The 18,964-nt window shown below is 41.6% G+C and carries 20 protein-coding genes and 2 riboswitches; of the genes, 10 read left to right on the plus strand and 10 right to left on the minus strand.

The window, feature by feature from the left end; translation table 11 throughout:
• Positions 1-162: 162 nt before the first annotated feature.
• Positions 163-1,395, minus strand: a complete 1,233-nt coding sequence (locus V3595_RS11105) for an aminopeptidase (RefSeq protein WP_249596490.1) — start codon at positions 1,393-1,395, stop codon at positions 163-165.
• Between the two features lie 294 nt (positions 1,396-1,689).
• The gene (locus V3595_RS11110; RefSeq protein ID WP_485907233.1) at positions 1,690-3,177 is read right to left on the minus strand and encodes an aldehyde dehydrogenase family protein; all 1,488 of its coding nucleotides are present in this window, start codon (positions 3,175-3,177) and stop codon (positions 1,690-1,692) included.
• 272 nt (positions 3,178-3,449) lie between these two features.
• Here V3595_RS11110 and V3595_RS11115 point away from each other — a divergent pair, with 272 nt between their 5' ends.
• On the plus strand, positions 3,450-4,655 hold the full coding sequence (locus tag V3595_RS11115) for an MFS transporter (protein WP_485907235.1): 1,206 nt from the start codon (positions 3,450-3,452) through the stop codon (positions 4,653-4,655).
• Positions 4,656-4,694: 39 nt separating this feature from the next.
• Here the strand turns inward: V3595_RS11115 and thiE are convergent, their stop codons facing one another.
• Genes thiE through tenA form a run of 5 tightly spaced genes read right to left on the minus strand, consistent with a single transcriptional unit; the run spans position 4,695 to position 8,121 of the window.
• Complete coding sequence (gene thiE, locus V3595_RS11120; protein WP_485907237.1) at positions 4,695-5,327, minus strand: thiamine phosphate synthase; 633 nt, start codon at positions 5,325-5,327, stop codon at positions 4,695-4,697.
• On the minus strand, positions 5,308-6,123 hold the full coding sequence (gene thiM, locus V3595_RS11125) for a hydroxyethylthiazole kinase (protein WP_485907239.1): 816 nt from the start codon (positions 6,121-6,123) through the stop codon (positions 5,308-5,310). Before thiM ends, thiE begins: the two co-directional genes overlap by 20 nt.
• Positions 6,120-6,926 (minus strand): bifunctional hydroxymethylpyrimidine kinase/phosphomethylpyrimidine kinase, encoded by an 807-nt coding sequence (gene thiD, locus V3595_RS11130; RefSeq protein ID WP_485907240.1) that lies wholly within the window; start codon positions 6,924-6,926, stop codon positions 6,120-6,122. The genes thiM and thiD overlap by 4 nt, the downstream gene beginning before the upstream one ends.
• The gene (gene thiW / locus V3595_RS11135; protein WP_063232144.1) at positions 6,895-7,416 is read right to left on the minus strand and encodes an energy coupling factor transporter S component ThiW; all 522 of its coding nucleotides are present in this window, start codon (positions 7,414-7,416) and stop codon (positions 6,895-6,897) included. The genes thiD and thiW overlap by 32 nt, the downstream gene beginning before the upstream one ends.
• Before the next feature lie 15 nt (positions 7,417-7,431).
• Complete coding sequence (gene tenA, locus V3595_RS11140) at positions 7,432-8,121, minus strand: thiaminase II (protein WP_485907241.1); 690 nt, start codon at positions 8,119-8,121, stop codon at positions 7,432-7,434.
• 89 nt (positions 8,122-8,210) lie between these two features.
• Positions 8,211-8,316: riboswitch (TPP riboswitch) on the minus strand.
• Between the two features lie 157 nt (positions 8,317-8,473).
• Positions 8,474-8,578: riboswitch (SAM riboswitch) on the plus strand.
• A 175-nt stretch (positions 8,579-8,753) separates the two neighbouring features.
• On the opposite strand from tenA, the gene V3595_RS11145 reads away from it, so the two are divergent.
• The gene (locus tag V3595_RS11145; RefSeq protein WP_034314291.1) at positions 8,754-8,942 is read left to right on the plus strand and encodes a Fur-regulated basic protein FbpA; all 189 of its coding nucleotides are present in this window, start codon (positions 8,754-8,756) and stop codon (positions 8,940-8,942) included.
• A 253-nt stretch (positions 8,943-9,195) separates the two neighbouring features.
• A complete protein-coding gene (locus tag V3595_RS11150; RefSeq protein WP_485907243.1) occupies positions 9,196-9,390 on the plus strand; it encodes a Spo0E family sporulation regulatory protein-aspartic acid phosphatase in 195 nt (64 codons plus the stop codon).
• A 68-nt stretch (positions 9,391-9,458) separates the two neighbouring features.
• Here V3595_RS11150 and V3595_RS11155 read toward each other — a convergent pair whose 3' ends face one another.
• The gene (locus tag V3595_RS11155; RefSeq protein ID WP_485907245.1) at positions 9,459-9,965 is read right to left on the minus strand and encodes a GNAT family N-acetyltransferase; all 507 of its coding nucleotides are present in this window, start codon (positions 9,963-9,965) and stop codon (positions 9,459-9,461) included.
• A 218-nt stretch (positions 9,966-10,183) separates the two neighbouring features.
• On the opposite strand from V3595_RS11155, the gene V3595_RS11160 reads away from it, so the two are divergent.
• The gene (locus V3595_RS11160; RefSeq protein ID WP_485907247.1) at positions 10,184-10,885 is read left to right on the plus strand and encodes a GDSL-type esterase/lipase family protein; all 702 of its coding nucleotides are present in this window, start codon (positions 10,184-10,186) and stop codon (positions 10,883-10,885) included.
• A 42-nt stretch (positions 10,886-10,927) separates the two neighbouring features.
• Here V3595_RS11160 and V3595_RS11165 read toward each other — a convergent pair whose 3' ends face one another.
• Positions 10,928-12,745 (minus strand): ABC transporter ATP-binding protein, encoded by a 1,818-nt coding sequence (locus V3595_RS11165; protein WP_485907248.1) that lies wholly within the window; start codon positions 12,743-12,745, stop codon positions 10,928-10,930.
• Positions 12,746-12,949: 204 nt separating this feature from the next.
• On the opposite strand from V3595_RS11165, the gene V3595_RS11170 reads away from it, so the two are divergent.
• From V3595_RS11170 to V3595_RS11180, 3 genes are all read left to right on the plus strand, one after another.
• Positions 12,950-13,432: a DinB family protein gene (locus V3595_RS11170; RefSeq protein WP_485907250.1), complete on the plus strand. Its 483-nt coding sequence runs from the start codon at positions 12,950-12,952 to the stop codon at positions 13,430-13,432.
• A 135-nt stretch (positions 13,433-13,567) separates the two neighbouring features.
• Positions 13,568-14,044: a M15 family metallopeptidase gene (locus tag V3595_RS11175; RefSeq protein ID WP_485907584.1), complete on the plus strand. Its 477-nt coding sequence runs from the start codon at positions 13,568-13,570 to the stop codon at positions 14,042-14,044.
• 131 nt (positions 14,045-14,175) lie between these two features.
• The gene (locus V3595_RS11180; RefSeq protein ID WP_101224034.1) at positions 14,176-14,718 is read left to right on the plus strand and encodes an acyl-CoA thioesterase; all 543 of its coding nucleotides are present in this window, start codon (positions 14,176-14,178) and stop codon (positions 14,716-14,718) included.
• 202 nt (positions 14,719-14,920) lie between these two features.
• Here the strand turns inward: V3595_RS11180 and V3595_RS11185 are convergent, their stop codons facing one another.
• Positions 14,921-15,556 carry a Bax inhibitor-1/YccA family protein gene (locus V3595_RS11185; RefSeq protein ID WP_101224033.1) on the minus strand — a complete coding sequence of 212 codons (636 nt, stop codon included), beginning with the start codon at positions 15,554-15,556 and terminating at the stop codon, positions 14,921-14,923.
• A gap of 493 nt (positions 15,557-16,049) precedes the next feature.
• On the opposite strand from V3595_RS11185, the gene V3595_RS11190 reads away from it, so the two are divergent.
• Genes V3595_RS11190 through opp4B form a run of 3 tightly spaced genes read left to right on the plus strand, consistent with a single transcriptional unit; the run spans position 16,050 to position 18,960 of the window.
• Positions 16,050-17,075, plus strand: a complete 1,026-nt coding sequence (locus tag V3595_RS11190; RefSeq protein ID WP_485907252.1) for an ABC transporter ATP-binding protein — start codon at positions 16,050-16,052, stop codon at positions 17,073-17,075.
• Positions 17,053-17,979, plus strand: coding sequence for an ABC transporter ATP-binding protein (locus V3595_RS11195; RefSeq protein ID WP_137018949.1), 927 nt, complete (start codon positions 17,053-17,055; stop codon positions 17,977-17,979). The genes V3595_RS11190 and V3595_RS11195 overlap by 23 nt, the downstream gene beginning before the upstream one ends.
• Positions 17,980-17,994: 15 nt before the next feature.
• Entirely contained in the window at positions 17,995-18,960 is a 966-nt protein-coding gene (opp4B, locus tag V3595_RS11200) for an oligopeptide ABC transporter permease (RefSeq protein ID WP_137018948.1), read from the plus strand.
• Positions 18,961-18,964: the final 4 nt, after the last annotated feature.

An 18,964-nucleotide genomic window follows, 5' to 3' on the forward strand; every position in this document is an offset into this window, starting at 1 on the left:
AAGGGGCATGCCATGTCATTCAGTTGGCTGGACAAAAGCTAAAAGCCTAATGGTGATTTTTAAATTGTGAATGAAAAAAACAGCCACATGTTCCCTGGTTTTACAGGAATCACGTGGCTATAATTAGAAGGTTTTCAAGTGATCACGCTTAATGCCGGTTATTTAGAAAGCCCAATCCCCATTACGGAAGACAGGTTCCGAAGTACCGTCCTGTTTGATGCCGTCGATGTTCATTTTCTCCGATCCAATCATGAAATCGACATGTGTAAGGCTTTCATTCAGTCCATTTTCTGCAAGCTCTTCTGGACTCATGTTTTTTCCGCCTTCAATACAGAAAGCATAGGAGCTGCCGATAGCAAGATGGTTTGATGCATTTTCATCGAATAATGTATTGAAGAATAAAACATTCGATTGGGAAATCGGTGAGTTGAATGGAACAAGTGCCACTTCCCCAAGATAGTGAGAACCTTCATCCGTTTCAACCAATTGCTTTAGGATTTCTTCCCCTTCTTCAGCTTTTACTTCAATGATCCGTCCTTCCTTAAAGGTCACGGAAAAATTATTGATGATGTTGCCGCCGTAACTAAGTGGTTTCGTACTGGAAACCGTACCGTTAACGCCTGTTTTCAATGGAACTGTAAACACTTCTTCGGTTGGCATATTAGCCATGAATTCATGACCCTGTACGTTGACGCTTCCTGCTCCGACCCAAAGATGTTTGTCGGGTAACTCGATTGTCAAGTCGGTTCCAGGAGCCGTGTAATGCAATTTTTGGTAATGCTTATCATTTAAATAATCAACCTTTTCATGCAGGGTATCATCGTGTTTTTTCCAGGCCTCCACAGGATCCTTCACATCAACACGAACTGCTTTGAAAATGGCTTCCCATAGCAGATCAACACGTTTTCCTTCTGCTTCTTCAGGGAATACTTTATCAGCCCAAGCCTTTGAAGGGACGGCAACTATGGACCAGCTCACTTTATCGGATTGCATATACTGACGCCACTTCTTCAGTGCAGTCCCGGATGCTTTTTGGAAGTTGGCAATCCTTTCAGGCTTTACACCTTTTAATAAGTCAGGGCTGGAGGAGATGACGGAAAGATAGGCAGCTCCGTTTTCTGCAAGTTCAATCGTTTCTTCTGCGCGCCATTTTGGATACTCGTGGAACACCTCGTCCGGAGCCAGTTCATATTTGGTACGTGAAACGATATCGTCATTCCAATTAACGATGACATTGCGTGCACCGTTCTCGTATGCCTTTTTTACAATGAGACGCACAAGGTCAGCGCCCTCTAATGTTGTGTTTACGACCAAGGTTTGGTCTTGCTGGATATTTACGCCGACTTTTACGGCAAGTTCTGCATATTTTTCTAAATTCGTTTGAAAATCACTCATCATTTTAAAACTCCTTTTCCATTTTCTACATTTATAATTGTACTTATTGTGATATAAAAAAGAAACTTTTTACACCGATTGTGAAAATTAATAGTATACGAAGGAGTTCATTTGCAATATAAGTTCGCTCAGTCCGGCAGTTATTTTGTCTATCTTGAATTTTACCAAAACTAAAGAAGGAAAGACTATTGAAAAGGTTTGAATAATCGAATAATTCAACGATTCTGTACAGTGAATCAATGGACTTAAAGAAAGAGGGCCTCTTTGAGACCCTCTTTCTTAATAGTCAAAAAATCACTTGCCCAAATTAATCCAGACGCTTTTCACTTCAGAATAGTTGTCCAGTGCATAAGATCCCATTTCACGTCCGATTCCGGATTGTTTGTAGCCGCCGAACGGGGAAGCTGCGTCGAACGCGTTATAACAGTTCACCCATACTGTACCGGCACGAAGTTTTCCTGCAACATAATGGGCATTGGCTATATCGCTTGTCCATAAGCCGGCAGCCAATCCATATTCACTGGCATTTGCACGGTTAATGACATCATCTAAATCCTCGAATGGCATTGCCGCTATGACCGGTCCGAAAATCTCTTCTTTAGCAATCGTCATATCCTCTTCAACACCAGCGAATATAGTAGGAGAAACAAAGTAGCCTTGTTCACCCGGTTTATTTCCGCCGACAAGAACTTCCGCACCTTCGTTTTTCCCTTTTTCAATATAGCCCATTACCCGGTTTTGCTGCTCCTCGGAAACAAGCGGTCCAATTTGTGTACTTGGATCCAGACCTATCCCTTGTTTGATGTTTTTTGCATGGCTGGCCATATCGGCAACAACATTATCATAATGTTTCTTTTGAATATAAACCCTTGAACCGGCACAGCATACCTGACCTTGGTTAAACATGACCCCATTCAAAGCTCCAGGGATGGCTTTTGAGAAATCAGCATCAGGCAGGATGATGTTTGGCGATTTCCCTCCAAGTTCCAATGTGACCCGTTTCAATGAATATGAAGCGGAGCGCATGATCAATTTTCCAACTTCGGTCGAACCGGTAAATGCAATTTTATTTACTTGCGGATGGTCGACAAGTGCTTGTCCAGCGGTTTCACCAAAACCGGGAACGATATTGACGACCCCATCAGGGAAACCGGCTTCAGCCAATAATTCAGCCAGGTAAAGAGCGGAAAGCGGTGTTTGCTCAGCAGGCTTTAATATGACTGTGCAACCTGTAGCAAGTGCCGCGCCCAGTTTCCACATCGCCATAAGAAGCGGAAAGTTCCATGGGATGATTTGGCCGACAACACCAACAGCCTCGTGTTTTGTGTAGTTAAAATAATTTCCGCTTACCGGAATGGTCTGCCCGACAATCTTGGTGGACCAGCCAGCAAAATATCTCATATGTTCTATCGCTAAAGGAATGTCGGCATTGGTCGTTTCATTGATTGGTTTCCCATTATCCAACGTTTCCAATTGAGCTAGTTCAGTTTTATTTTCTTCCATTAAATCTGCTAGTTTATACATAAGTCTACTGCGTGCAGCTGCGCTCATCCTTGACCAAGGACCTTCATCGAATGCTTTGCGTGCAGCTTTGACGGCTAAGTCGATATCTTCTTTATCAGCTTCATAAACATCGGCAAGTTTTTGTCCTGTAGCAGGATTAGGAGTGGAGAAGGTTTTTTTTGAAGCACTTTCTACAAACTGACCATTAATATAGAGCTTTTTTGGTCCTGTTAAAAATTTTTGCAGCTTTCCACTTACTTCTAACGTTAGATTTGTCATTAATTACCCTCCTGAATAAAATGATTATCTTGGGCAAAACATGATGACTTATTGTTAACGCTATGATTTATGCCAATTTTTATGATAAATGAAAAAAAGGGAATATTCAATCTATAACATTCGACAGAATATCCAAGAAATCTTCATCATTTTAAAAATGAAGTATTTTTTTGTCATGACATGTGTATTTACTATAGCAAAAATGAAAGTTAATAGTTAAAATGAATAAGGATAAAATAACAAGAAGGTCTAAAGTTCTTCAGGAGGAATATATGGGAAATGATGCGAAAATGATATCGCAGCGTAAGTTACTTGGTGTTGCGGGTCTTGGATGGATGTTCGATGCACTTGATGTCGGTATGCTTTCTTTCATTATAGTTGCTTTAAGACAGGACTGGAACTTAACCAGTGAGCAGGTTGGCTGGATTGGGAGCATAAACTCCATAGGAATGGCTGTTGGAGCCGTTTTCTTTGGTGCGATGGCCGACAGGATCGGACGGAAGAATGTCTTTATCATTACATTATTATTGTTTTCAATAGCAAGTGGCCTGTCTGCAGCAGTCAGTACACTCAGCTTGTTCTTGATATTGCGATTTTTGATTGGAATGGGACTTGGAGGAGAACTTCCGGTTGCCTCGACATTGGTCTCTGAAAGTGTTGAAGCGAGTAAAAGGGGAAGGGTCGTCGTCCTTCTTGAAAGTTTTTGGGCGGTTGGCTGGATTTTGGCAGCACTCATATCCTATTTCATCATACCGGCTTATGGTTGGCGGGTTGCATTGTTATTGAGCGCCGTACCCGCTTTATATGCGCTGTATCTGCGCTTGAAACTGCCGGATTCACCGAAGTATACGGAACTTGAAAAAAAGCAGAGACCATCTGTATTAAGCAATATGAAAAGTGTCTGGAAAAAGGAATACTCCCGTCAGACCCTTGTGTTGTGGGTTTTATGGTTTTGCGTGGTATTTTCTTATTATGGGATGTTTTTATGGCTGCCAAGCGTGATGGTCCTAAAAGGGTTCAGCATGATTCAAAGCTTTGAATATGTATTGATCATGACCCTTGCACAGCTTCCGGGCTATTTTTCAGCTGCATGGCTGATAGAGAAGTTGGGACGTAAATTCGTTTTGATCACATACTTAATTGGTACGGCCGTCAGTGCCTTTTTCTTTGGATCGGCAGAGGGGCTGGCACTGCTGATAGTTTCCGGGATGTTCCTATCTTTCTTCAACCTAGGGGCATGGGGGGCGCTTTATGCGTATACTCCTGAGCAGTATCCAACAGCAGTTCGTGGTACAGGTGCTGGTTTAGCCGCAGGAATCGGCAGGATCGGCGGTGTCCTGGGACCGTTGCTTGTAGGCTATTTAGTTGCTGCCGGCACCCCGATTTCATCGATTTTCACCATTTTTACAATTGCTATTTTAGTGGGGGCAGTTGCCGTAGCTTTTGGGAAGGAAACAAAGAATACCGTTTTGACATAAACAAAAGGATGGGGACTGTATTCAGTCCCCATCCTTTTGTTATTTAAAGTCTTTTATGATTTTTAAAAGGGATTCGGAGGCAGTCTTTGGACTTTCTGCATTCATGATGGCCGATACGACTGCGGTACCGGACAGCCCGCTAGCAGAAAGGGCGGAAATGTTATCGGCCGTGATACCCCCGATGGCTACGGCGGGAATTGATACGCTGCGGCAAATTTCCTCCAGATCACCAATTGCCATTAAGGTTGCATCTTGTTTGGTCTTTGTAGGGAAAACGGAACCGACTCCGATATAATCTGCTCCATTTCGTTCGGCTTCTAGAGCCTCTTCAAGAGTGGAGACAGATACACCGACAATCATATCTTCAGGAACCATTTTTTTGACGACAGGCAGTGGAAGGTCATCTTGCCCAATATGAATTCCATCCGCTGCAACAGCAAGTGCTATATCCACCCGGTCATTGATGATAAGGGGAATGGACAGCTCGTTCAATAACTGTTTTAATGCAGAAGCTTTATTATAAAAGGAGAGGGAGGAATTGTTTTTCTCTCTAAGCTGTACGATCGAGACTCCTCCTGAAACCGATTCTGCAATGATTTTGGTCAATTCTTCTATTGGCAGGGACTCTTCCGTAACTAAATACAGGCTTAAATCAATTTGGGACTTCTTCATTTATTTTCACCTCATGCATCCAGATTTCCTTATCCATTCTTGATATTGCATCGATTAATCGCACACGAAACGTTCCTGTTCCTTCATCTTTTTGAAGGTTTGCCGCAGCTAGTTCCCCTGAAATGCTCATGGTTGAGATACCGGCAATCGCCGCAGAATAGAAATCATCGGTGACTCCGGAAAAAGTGCCGATAAGAGCAGTGGACATGCAACCGGTACCAGTAACATTAGTTAATAGGAGGTTCCCGTTATCGATGATGGACGTATGTTTTCCATCGCTGACCGCATCCTTCGCTCCGCTGACCACGACGATGCAATTCAATTTATTTGCCGCTCGAGCAGCCAGTTCTGCATTGCTAACCGCAAGCTCCTCCGAATCCACCCCGCGAGTAACGGTATCCCCACCAATCAATGAAAGGATCTCACTTGCATTTCCGCGAATGATTTGGAAAGTAACCTTACTTAGGAGCTCTTTCACTTGCTCTGTACGATAGGTGGTGGCACCAACTCCCACCGGGTCCAAAATGACCGGGATATCGAGGTCATTTGCCGTCTTACCGGCAATCTCCATTGCTTCCAAGGCTTTATCATCGATCGTACCGAAATTCAGGACCAATGCATCCGCTAATTTGACCATATCCGCCACTTCTCTTGGGCTCGATGTCATCACTGGTGAACCACCGATGGCAAGGGTGGCATTTGCACAGTCGTTGACCGTAACAAAGTTGGTGATTTGGTGAACGAGTGGTTTTCTTTCTTTTACCTTCACGAATAAATCGGCTGCGGAAACCTTCATATTAAGTCACTCCGTTCTTTTTTTGAATATGAATGAAAATGATGGACAGGTCCATGACCTTTACCGATTGAAAAACTATTACGTATCGCCTCAGAAATATAAGTCTTGGCCTGTTCGATCGACTCTTGCAATGGCAGTCCATTTGCCAGGTTTGATGTAATGGCGGATGATAGGGTACAGCCCGTACCATGAGTGTTTTTTGTATGAATGCGCTCTCCCTTGATCCAGTGGAAGTCAGTCCCATCATAAAAAAGGTCATTTGGATTTCCTGCTGCATGGCCGCCTTTAAGTAAAACGGCTTTGGGACCCATTTCTTGTATCGAAATGCATGCCCTGTAGAAATCTTGTTTCGTCCGAATCGACAAGCCAGTAAGTACTTCCGCTTCCGGTACATTTGGTGTTACAAGTCTTGCAAGCGGAAGCAAATCCATTTTTAAGGCGGAGACAGCCTTTTCGTCGAGCAAATGGTGGCCGCTTTTGGAAATCATGACAGGATCAAGGATAACGATGGCAGGCATGAAGGTTTTAAGGGACGCAGCGACTGTTTCCACGATTTCTTTTGATCCAAGCATGCCTATTTTTACTGCATCGACAGGAATATCTTCAAATATAGCTGCAATTTGGTCCGATATGATAGCTGTTTCAATTGGCTGTACTGAACGGACTTCCATTGTATTTTGTGCGGTTACGGCTGTTATGGCAGACATTCCAAAGACCCCATGTGCAGAAAATGTTTTTAAATCCGCTTGTATTCCAGCACCGCCCCCTGAATCAGAGCCGGCGATGGTTAATGCTGTTTTCATAAAAAAACCCCTTCATATAATTATTTTTTAGAAGTATTTTAAGTAATATGAAAGCTAAAATCGCACCTGCGAATGAACTGAGCATAAAAGCCGGTAAAAAACCAAAAAGAGCAGCTTTTTCTCCCAATAGGAGGATGGCAAGTGGATAACAGGCCAGGGAACCGAGAATGCCGGTCCCGATCACTTCACCTAAACAAGCGAATTTTAAGCTTTGTGTTTTTCGATAAAGGATGGCAGCCAAAAGTGCACCGATCATGCTGCCGGGAAAGGCGAATATTGAACCGGTACCTGACATGTTTCTAATGATGGAAACTAAAAAAGCTTGTGTCACAGCATAAGCAGGCCCCAATAGAACGGCCGTGAGAACATTCGCCAGATGCTGAATAGGAAAGACCTTTGCAAATCCTGCAGGGATGAAAATAAATGAACTGGTCAGCGTCGTTATAGCCGTGATCATGGCAGTCAACGTCAGTTTCTTGATAGGATTCATCATCATGTCTGCGACCTACAGCGGCCAATCCTGCTCATTTTGAACCATATCCCAGAATAAATATTCATATCGGGAAGTAACCAAAAAGTGCTTTTCTAATCTAAGAAGTTCCTTTTCTGGCATGCCTTCCGTCAATTCTTCCAACAATGCGATCAGCCACTTGTGTGCTTCCCCGAATTCAGGTGATGAATAGGACCTTATCCAATCTGCGTAGCGATTGTTTTCCAATGCTGCTCCATTTTGTTCTTTTAATAGCAAACCGATTTCATAATAATCCCAAGCGCAGGGCAGGAGACAAGCGATCAAGTCTGCCAAAGTCCCATGCTGAGCTGCATTTAGCATGTAACCTGTATAGGCTAGAGTGGTGGGAGTAGGTTCTGTATCTTCCAATTCCCTGGAACTGATCCCGAATTCGGAAGCATACTGCCGATGGATATCCATTTCCACTTGAAGGGTTTCATTTAAAATACTCGCAAACTTTGCCATGGTTTCGATGTTATGAGCTTTGATGACACCTAAAGCAAAGAGCTTGGAATAATCCATGAGATAGATATAGTCCTGCTTCAGGTAATAGGCAAATTTCTTTTCAGAAAGCGTGCCGTTTCCAATTGCCTGGACAAAGGGATGTGAATGGTTCCTTTTCCAAATCTCTTTTGCCCGTGCATGAAGTCTATCACTGAATGTTTCTGTTTTAATATTCTCCATTGTTCATCCTCCTTTAGAATGGTTCCCCTTGATAATGAAAAACCCCGTTCCTGAATACGGAACGGGGTAGATGGATATAGTCTGTAAATGGACGATATCATCCACTTCCCTCCGCCGGTATGAGCCGGTTCAGGTTCAAAGGGTCCGGAACTATTTCCATCTCAGTCTTAAAAAAAGACTCCCCTAGTGGTGTGAATTGTATGTAATTACTGACATCATATCAGAAAGACAAGAAAATGCAACCCGTATTTGAAGAGGGAGCACTTTATGTCCAGGAAAAAAGGGAGAACCAGGTAATTGACTTTTGATGATTATTAGGATAGAATCATTTCTACAACATTTATATATCGAATTCTTATCCAGAGAGGTGGAGGGACTTGGCCCAAAGAAACCTCGGCAGCGGACCCGTTTTGGGAACTGTGCTAAATCCAACAAGCATATGCTTGGAAGATAAGAAGAGCCGCACGGATACTGTCAGCCTCTTCTTGAATTAGAAGGGGCTTTTATTTTTGGGAAATAACGTTTAGTGACATAATAGAAAAGGTATATATAATTTGGTGAAAATCAAATAAGTTGATAAAGTTAGCTAACTAGAAGCAGGCTCTAGGATGACTAGGAAAGGAGCCATTTACATGGCAGAATTATTTAAGAGGATTGAACAGAGGAAGGCAAAGCTCATTGAAGAGCTATTGGCCAATGGAGTATACAAAACCTCTGATGAAAGGCACCTATATGATGCCCCATTAAAAGTGCTTGAAGATGAATATAAGATTGTTATAAATAGACCTAATAACGAGTCACCTTCTGAATGGATGACATAGTAAGCGATGGACTATATTTTGGGTTCTCGGATAAGGGATATGATGTAAGCATTCACAGTCTACACTAGTGGATGCTTTTTTGCGTTTAATAGGAAATGACATAAAATATACATAATTAAAGAATAAAGTAGGTGTTTTGTCACATTTGACCTTTAAAATAACACATTTTATTTCTGAAAAATAGTTGATTTTAACTAGTAGTTTCATTATGATGAAAGTGTAAAAAAATTGAATAAATGGGAGGTGGCATATAATGCCTTGCCGTAAGGTAACTATAGAAAGGGTAGAAGAAAAGAGACAGGAAATGATCAAATTGGCAGCAAGTTACGGCTTAACAAGTCTGCTAACTGTTCAAGCCAGTCAAGAATTGGATACGCTATTAAATGCGTTAGCAAGTAAAAGAGAGTCTGAATATTTTTCCCTCCAAAAAGCATATAGGTATTTTTAAATTAGCCAATTCGACCTGTATTAATTTGAAAAAGCTACTGCTCAAGGCAATAGCTCTAAAGAATTATATTAAATATCGACACGTTTACCAAGAATGATCAAATCCCGCTCAATGCCATCCAGCTCGGCAACTTGAGGTAAATGTGCCCATTCTTCAAACCCGAATTTGGAAAAAAGCTTAAGGCTCGGAATATTGTGGGCGAAAATGAAACCCAATAAAGTCTTAATACCTATTTTTGGACTCAATTCAATTGCCTTTTGAATCGAAATTTGTCCGATTCCTTTTCCCCGGAAATAATCATCAATATAAATGCTGATTTCGGCAGTGGAATTATATGCCGGTCGGCCATAGAAGGATTGAAAGCTCATCCATCCAGCAGTTTTCCCTTCTATAGTAATGATATATAGCGGTCTACTTTCTGAATGATGTTCCTCAAACCATTTAACCCTCGATTGGACGGATACAGGTTCCGTATCCGCCGTGACCATTCTTGAAGCAATTGTCGAATTATATATTTCTACAATTCTGGGTAGATCAGATAGTTCTGCCTCTCTAAACTCTATGTGCTCTTTCATGATTTAAACTCCTAACTATCATTTATTCAATCTCCAGAATGAAGGTTAATCCCGTTTTTTGTTTAAGGGACGGTGAATGACACCCAATCCATTGAAAGTTTTTTATTATCATACACTCTTTACTCTTTATCTGACAATTCTTTTTTATGTTAAGTCTGCAGGTTTTTGGGGTATGTAAAGGATTAAATACTTCTAGTAAAAAGACAGAGGAGAACCAAATGAAAAAATTGTCAGTTTTTTTGATTATAGTACTGGTTATATGTTTTGCTGCATATGAATTTCAGGCCTCGGAGTCGGAAGATGTGCAAAGGGTGATGGCTTTTGGAGATTCGTTAACCTATGGAAAAGGGGATAAGGACGGGGAAGGATATATAGAAGGCCTGGAGGATGAATTGAATAATCCGGAATCGGAGCAAAAGGTGAGTTTTTGGAATTACGGTATAAAAGGCCAGGAAACGGATGGGGTGATGAAACAGCTTGATGATTACCGCATTAAAACGAAACTTGATGAAGCCGATACTTTCATCGTTTATATCGGAACGAATGATTTGATCAATAGTAACGGCGGGGACTTGGAGAAAATCAGTGATCGAAAAATCAATGAGGGTAAACGGGAGTATATCAGCCATCTGAAAAAGATTACGTCAACACTGATAAAGGCAAACGATAATGCGGATATTCTGGTAGTGGGACTATATAACCCAATTAAAGGAAATCAAAAACTTGAAAAGCATATTCGCGATTATAACCAGTCAATAAAGGGAATAGCGGATAAAGACAAAAGGATGTTATTCATTCCTACGAATGATCTTTTTGAAGGTAAAAAGAAAACAGAGTATTTCAGTGATAAGTTACATCCGAATGAAAAAGGGTATCAGCTCATTGCGAATCGGGTTTTGGAAAGTTATGATTTCAAATGAAAGCAAAAATGCACAGAAAGGCATTCTGTGCATTTTTATTTGCTAGGGATTTAATATGGCTTTTAGTTGAGGGAACTGCAAGTCATGGAGCTGCTTGTATCTGCCGTTGTTTTGCAATAACTGTTCATGTGTTCCTTTTTCGTGAACCTGCCCATTTTCCAGAACGATTATTTGATCGGCATTATGAATGGTCGATAAACGATGTGCAATGACTATTGAAGTCCGGTTTATCAATAAACGTGACAAAGCTTCTTGTATCAAATGTTCGGATTCTGTATCCAAGGCCGCCGTTGCTTCATCGAGAATGATGATTTGCGGATTTTTCAAAAGTGCCCTGGCAATGGCAATGCGCTGTTTTTGTCCGCCTGAAAGCTTGACTCCGCGCTCTCCAATTTGAGAATCATAACCATCAGGAAAGGCACTGATAAAGTCATGCGCATTTGCCGCTTTGGCGGATTCGATGATTTCATCATCTGTAGCATCAAGTTTTCCATACACGATGTTATCACGGATGGAACCGTTGAATAAAATGATATCCTGGGAGACAACTCCCATTTGTCCCCTTAATGATTTCAGTGATACATTTTTGATATCATGGCCATCCATTTTAATTGTTCCATCTTGCGGATCATAAAATCGGATCAAAAGGCTCGTGATGGTCGATTTTCCTGCACCAGAGGAGCCGACCAGAGCGGTTACTTGACCAGCTTTCATGGTCAGGTTTAAATTGCTGAGTACAGGAACACTCTCATCATAAGAAAAATCAACACATTGAAATTCAATTTGCTTTTTTATGGAAGGGAGTTCAATGGCATTTCCCTTGTCACTTATTTCAGGTTGTGTTTCCAATATTTCAGTTATCCGCTCAAAGGCGGCAGCTGATTGCTGGACAATGCTGATGACCCGGCTAAAATTACGAACGGGACTCTGCAGTAACCTCAAATAGGCGAGGAAGGCCACGATTAATCCCATTGTGAATTCACCTTCCATCACTTGCCAAGCACCGAACACAATGACTGCTACAAGACCGATATTGTTCAATAAATCAATAATCGGACCGAACATGGAACGTAGCCGAACGGACTTAACGTTCGCAGCCATATTTTCCTGATTACGCTCGGCAAACCGCCTTGATTCGAATTCTTCATTTGTAAAAGATTGAATGAGCCGCATTCCTGAAATGGAATCCTGTAACTGGTTGCTGACATCTCCTGCGGAACTTTGCACAGACCTAAATGACATCCTGATGCGTTTCCCGAATACCCTTGTGATATAGAACATGAAAGGGAATGTAAAAAGAAGGACAATGGTCAGCTTCCAGTTAATGAAAAGCATATATACCGCCACGGCAATGAAAGTCACCGTGTCTGTCAAGACTTGAAGCATGCTCGAAGAAATGAGCTGCTGCAGTAAGTTGACATCATTGGTCAACCGGGACATTAAGTCACCAGTACGGTTTTTGTCAAAGAATTTCATATCCAGTGTTTGAATATGGTCATACATGCTATTCCGTATATCCATAATAGCCTTTTGACCGACCTTGGAAACGATATAGCTGTTAAAGTAGTTCAGTAAAGCCAATAAGATGCTAGCACAAAGAATTCCTGTGCCAATCCAGATTAACAAATCATATCTTTTTTCGGGAATGACTTTATCAATAGTAAACTGCGTCAACTGGGGGATGGAGAACTCAAGCAATGAAATGAAAAGCATGATACATAAAGTCAAAGTGCAAAACTTCCATTTGGATGGTACCCGATTGAACATTTGTTTGAGCATCAACCATATGCTTCCTTTTGAGGGTATTGCATGCATGGCACTGCGGCCTTTATGGCTGAATGGAATATGTCCTCCACTCATAGCGATCACTCCTATTTAGACTATCCATGATGAATTTTGAAAGTCATTTGAATTTTACCTTAATGACTATCATAGAGCTTTTCAAAAAATAGACAACTTTTAATCGGTTCGTTTCTGTCAAAAAGTATTATTATTTTACACTTTCCTATAGGACATGGAATAATTAAAGGAGATTAGCGAGGCTTATAAGAGGAGATGCTAAAAATGAATGAAAATGAAAAAATCAGGGAAGAGCTTTTAAATGCGGTCAACGGACTATCGGATGAACAGCTGAACGCCCATCCTGAAACAGGACGATGGAGCATCATCCAGGTATTGGATCATTTATATTTAATGGAGAGGGCCATAACAAAGAGCATATCCGATAAATTGAAAAGCGACGATAGCGTTCCTGCTGTGGATAAACCGATCGAGCTTACTTTAAATCGTGAAGTGAAGGTCCAGGCCCCGCCATTTGTCATTCCGTCAGAATCATACCAAACTTTGAGTGAGGTTAAGGAAAAGTTGTCCGAATCCCGAAAAGCTTTTGTACAGGTCGTTGACCATGCAAAGGAAATTGATCTCGAACAAAAGTCTTTTCCACATCCTTTGTTTAAAGATTTAAGCTTGAAGCAATGGATCCCGTTCGTGGGACTACATGAAAAACGGCATTTATTGCAAATTGAAGAATTGAAAGCAAAGTTATAATAGAAGAAACTCATCCGTCTTTGGTTGAGTTTTTCACTTTCAGACAGTTATTCGTAAAGGAAGGATTTTTCAGTGAAAGCCACTTGGGTAAGGACATGTTTGGTATTGGGCTTTTTTGGATTGTTACTGGGGCTTTTGTTCAAGTATATGCTTCCTCCTGATCTGGATGAAATCGAACTGACTGACGAGCTGAATCCGATCGTCGCCGAAAAAAAAGACGAGCTCATTCAATTGGCTAATGACAAAGGCATCCCGGTTATCATTACGGCGGGGTTCCGGTCTTTAGCCGAGCAAAATGAGCTCTATGAAAAGGGCAGATCAGACTCGGGCAACATCGTAACGAATGCAAGAGGTGGCGAGTCGCTGCATAATTTTGGTTTGGCGATAGATTTTGCCCTCCTTAACAAACAAGGCGAGGCCATTTGGGACATGAGTTATGACGGCAACGATAATGGAAAGTCAGATTGGATGGAAGTCGTAACCATCGCTAAAGGGTTAGGTTTCGATTGGGGAGGGGATTGGGCAGGGTTCAAGGATTATCCGCATTTACAAATGACATTTGGCTTAAGCCTGCGTGAGCTGCAGCAAGGCAAGCAGCCAAAAGGGCAGTGAAAGCGGTTGGCTTCATTATAGGCCGCATAATTTTGACTAATAGCAGGAAAATAAGCATGTGAATTGCTTTACAGGTAAGAATTCGATAAAGTGGACTAGTGAGAAATCAGACATAAAGGAGTGCAGTCACCATGGAAGAAACAAAAAATTGCCGGGACTCTTTGGTCATAAAAACAAGCCTTGTCCTCCCGCCGGATACAAATAATATTGGTACGATGTTCGGAGGCAAATTAATGGCATACATTGATGATGTAGCGGCTATATCAGCCATGCGTCATGCGCGAAGCAACGTCGTTACTGCATCAACTGATTCTGTCGATTTCCTGCACCCTATTCACGAAGGAAATGCAGTTTGCCTTGAAAGCTTCGTGACGTATACGGGCAGAACATCAATGGAAATCATAGTAAAAGTGGTTGCAGAGGATTTAGTTACAGGAGCCCGGAATTTATGCGTCATTTCCTTCTTGACATTTGTTGCCATTAATGAAGAAGGTAAACCAATTCCGGTTCCGCGTTTGGTTCCTGAAACAGAGATGGAAATGAATTTAAATGAATCAGCAAAACAACGGGCCCAAATAAGGAAAAAACGAAGGGAAGATACACAGTTCATTGCAAGTACTTTCGGAGTGAAACTGCCATGGACCGATCAATCAAATCCAGGATTATATAAATAAGATACGCATCCCTTCTGCCGTTCTTATTAATGATTGAGACCAAATTCATTGTGATTTGGTCTTTTATTCATTGCCAGGAGTTTTGGGGAAATCAGTACTCACATCTTACCTTAACTGTATGGGAAAGAAATGTGAAAAGACGCTTGGATAAGTCCAAGCGTCTTTCTTATGTTATCTTGCTAGGTTTGATACTATTAGCACTTTAGTCATCGCTTGCTAAAATCCCAAAGAAGCGCAAGATGTTAATGAATAGGTTAATGAAATCAAGATATAGATTCAAGGCCATGAGCGGTACTTCTTCGGCTGTTACCCCGTAATGCTTCATTCGATTGAAATCATATAAAATATAACCACTGAAAACTAAAATCCCGATAAAGGAAAAGACCAGCATGGCTGTAGAGCTTAATGGAGAGAAAATGTTGAAAATGCTAATGACCACTAAAGCTAGCAAGGCCGCAAATAACATTCCTCCCAAGAAAGAAAGGTCCCTTTTGGTGGTTGTGGCATAAATTGCCAGTCCTCCAAATACGACTGTCGTCGTAACACCTGCCAGGATCACCACATTTGCCCCTGCAGCAGCTAGGTAGTGTGCGATGATCGGATAGGTCGTAATTCCAGAAATCAACGTGAAACTATACAAAAATGTGTAGCCGATGGCTTTTTTCCTCCGCAATATGAATGCTCCAATCAACATGGCGATCTCAAGTATCGCCAAGGGAAGAAACAACGATGGCGGTACAAGAGTGCCGAGAGCCATCCCTAAAACGGAAACGGCAAGTGATAAAGCGAACGTCCGCATGACGGACGGCATATATGTTTGTACAGTTTGTGAATACATTCAATCACCTCATCATTTATTTTCTACCGTTTTCTACGAATCTGTTTTAAAAAGGTTTCATTGCATTTCATGAAAATTTGGTGTTTTTTTAAAAGTATTGAAATATATATGAAGTAATTACCTTTTCTATGATATTCTTACAAATATGCTAATTTTTCTGAAATATTAAAATACTTCAATCAGAACCATTCCGCGGTACGTAAAACGACAAGTTCAATAAATGGGCATAAACTTTAAAAAAGCTATCTTGAAATAATAAATTCAAAATTATTGATTCTATATATTTAATCGGACTTCAAAACTTTACTGTATAACAGTTATAAAGGAAACGATTTTTTATTGCAGAAAATTATTCCTAAAGTTATAAAATTTGAAAAAAATGTGATTATTTTCTATAAAAACTATTGTATAAATGTAAAAAATTGATTAAAATTTTAACTAATTATCAGAAGATTAATTATTTTCCCGATAAAATAGTTTAGGGGGAGCAAGGATGAAGAAAGCTATTTTACAAATAGAGAACCTAACTACCTCATTCCGAATCGGTAACAAATATCATGCAGCGGTGGATGATGTTTCGTTTACGGTGAATGAAAATGAAATTGTAGCAGTTGTTGGAGAATCAGGTTGTGGAAAGAGTGCCTTGGCCTTATCTATCATGCAATTACATAATAAGCAGAGAACGAAATCCGAAGGAAATATCAATTATAAAGGTCAAAATCTACTAAAGTTGAATGATGTGCAAATGAATAAAGTCCGTGGTAAGGAATTGGGTATGATATTCCAGGAACCATTAACGGCTTTGAACCCGCTCATGACCATAGGAAAACAGATCGAGGAGAATCTTGATTACCATACTGAACTCTCCAGTGCTGAAAAAAAGAACAGGACGATCGAACTTTTGACACAAGTGGGAATTCCATATCCTGAACGGACGTACAAGCAATATCCGCATGAGCTCTCGGGCGGAATGCGGCAAAGGGCAATGATATCGATTGCCATTGCTTGCAACCCTGCACTGGTCATTGCCGATGAACCCACGACGGCACTGGATGTTACGATTCAAGCACAAATACTTGATCTACTGAAGGATATCCAAAGCAGGACAAAAATGGGGATCATCTTAATTACACATGATCTGAGCGTCGTAGCAGAGGTCGCTGACAGGATCGTTGTCATGTATGCAGGTCAGGTAGTGGAAACGGGAAGTGTTAAAGAGATATTCAACAATCCGCTGCATCCCTATACGAGGTCGTTATTAAATTCGATTCCTTCGGCTGCACACGAGAAAAACCGTTTGCACGTTATTGAGGGAATCGTTCCATCGATAGCGAAAATGGATCGGAAAGGATGTCGCTTCCAAAATAGGATTCCTTGGATACCTAAGCATGCGCATGAAGAGACACCCCGGCTTCACGAAGTGGGCAACGATCATTTTGTGCGCTGTACGTGCTATAAAGAATTTTATTTTCAAGCTGAAGGAGATGCATCGGCCCATGACATTACTCAAATTAGATAATCTGAAAGTGCATTTTCCAATAAGGGGCGGTTTTTTCAGAAGGGTCGTTGATCACGTAAAGGCCGTGGACGGCGTTTCCTTTGAGTTGCAGCAAGGGGAAACATATGGTTTGGTCGGGGAATCCGGAAGCGGCAAGTCCACGACAGGCAAGGCAGTGGTCAAGCTGAATGATGTCACATCCGGACAAATCCTGTTTGAAGGCAGGGATTTAGCATCTTTAAGTAGAAAAGAAATTAAACCATTTAGAAAAGATATCCAAATGATTTTCCAAGACCCGTATTCATCATTGAATCCCAAGAAGAGGGTACTTGACATCATTGCCGAACCGCTGAGGAACTTCGAACGGTTATCACCTTCAGAGGAAAAGAAAATCGTCCAGGACTTCTTGGACAAAGTCGGACTCAGTCCGGAGTCGATTCACAAGTATCCTCATGAATTTTCAGGGGGACAGCGCCAGCGGATTGGGATTGCCAGGTCTTTGACATTGAAACCTAAACTGATCATTGCGGATGAACCAGTGTCAGCACTGGATGTTTCCGTTCAGGCACAGGTATTGAATTTCCTTCAGGATCTCCAACAGGAGTTCAATTTGACTTATTTATTTGTCGGTCATGACTTAGGTGTAATCCGGCATATGTGTGACCGGATGGGCGTTATGTATCGCGGTAGATTGGTAGAGGAAGGCAAAAGCGAGGAAATCTATGAAAATCCGCAACATATATACACGAAGCGCCTGATTGCCGCCATTCCGGATTTAGAGCCGGAAGTTCGCGAAGATAAAGTGCAGCTTAGAAAAAAACTCACCTCGGAATATGAGTCTACCTACTCAAAATATTTCGATGAGAATGGACGTGCCTACGATTTGAAGCCAATCTCATCGACACATAGAGTCGCATTACAATAAGGAGGTGGAAGGAATATGTGGAAGTTTATCCTAAGGCGTTTATTAGTTATGATCCCGCAGCTCTTTTTATTGAGCATCATCGTTTTCATGATGGCAAAAGCAATGCCGGGAGATGCACTGTCAGGTCAGGAAATCAATCCTAGGGCCAACCCGGCCGAGCTTGATAGGATCAGGGAAGAACTCGGTTTGAATGACCCTTGGTACCAACAATATATAAGGTGGGCATCCAATGCAGTACAGGGGGATTTCGGTATTTCCTATACACATAAGACGCCCGTCATGGATGTTATCGAAGACAGGCTTTGGAACACGGTGTTCCTGGCGTTGGTCACGCTGATCTTTACATATATGCTTGCGATTCCATTAGGCATACTTAGCGGAAGGTATAACGATACCTGGGTGGATAAAACCGTTACGGGTTATAGCTATGTAGGATTTGGCACGCCGATTTTCATTTTTGCTTTAATCATGTTATTCGTTTTCGGATTTGCCCTGGATTGGTTCCCGTCTGGCGGCAGTGTCGATTCAAAGGTGGATGAAGGAACATTCGCCTATGTTGTAAGCAAGATCAATCATTTGATTTTACCAGCTTTAAGTACAGCTTTAATTGCAACAACAAGTACGATCCAATATTTGCGAAATGAAATCATCGATAATAAAATCAAGGATTTCGTAAGGACAGCGCGTTCGAAGGGAGTGCCTGAATCAAAAGTATATTCACGGCATATCCTGAGAAATTCCTTTTTACCGATAGCAGCATTCTTAGGTTATGAAATTACTGGATTGATTGGCGGCGCGGTCATAATCGAGACCATTTTCAGTTATCCGGGTCTGGGGCAGCTTTTCCTTAGTTCAGTCAGTCTGCGGGATTTCAGCGTTGTCACGGCCATCGTCATGATGACGGGATTTGCCACTCTGCTTGGCACTCTTCTTTCGGACATCATACTTAGTGCGGTCGATCCGCGTATACGGATAGAATAGGAGC

This window comes from Bacillus sp. CFBP9009 (assembly GCF_036541465.1).
Classification (GTDB): domain Bacteria; phylum Bacillota; class Bacilli; order Bacillales; family DSM-1321; genus Peribacillus.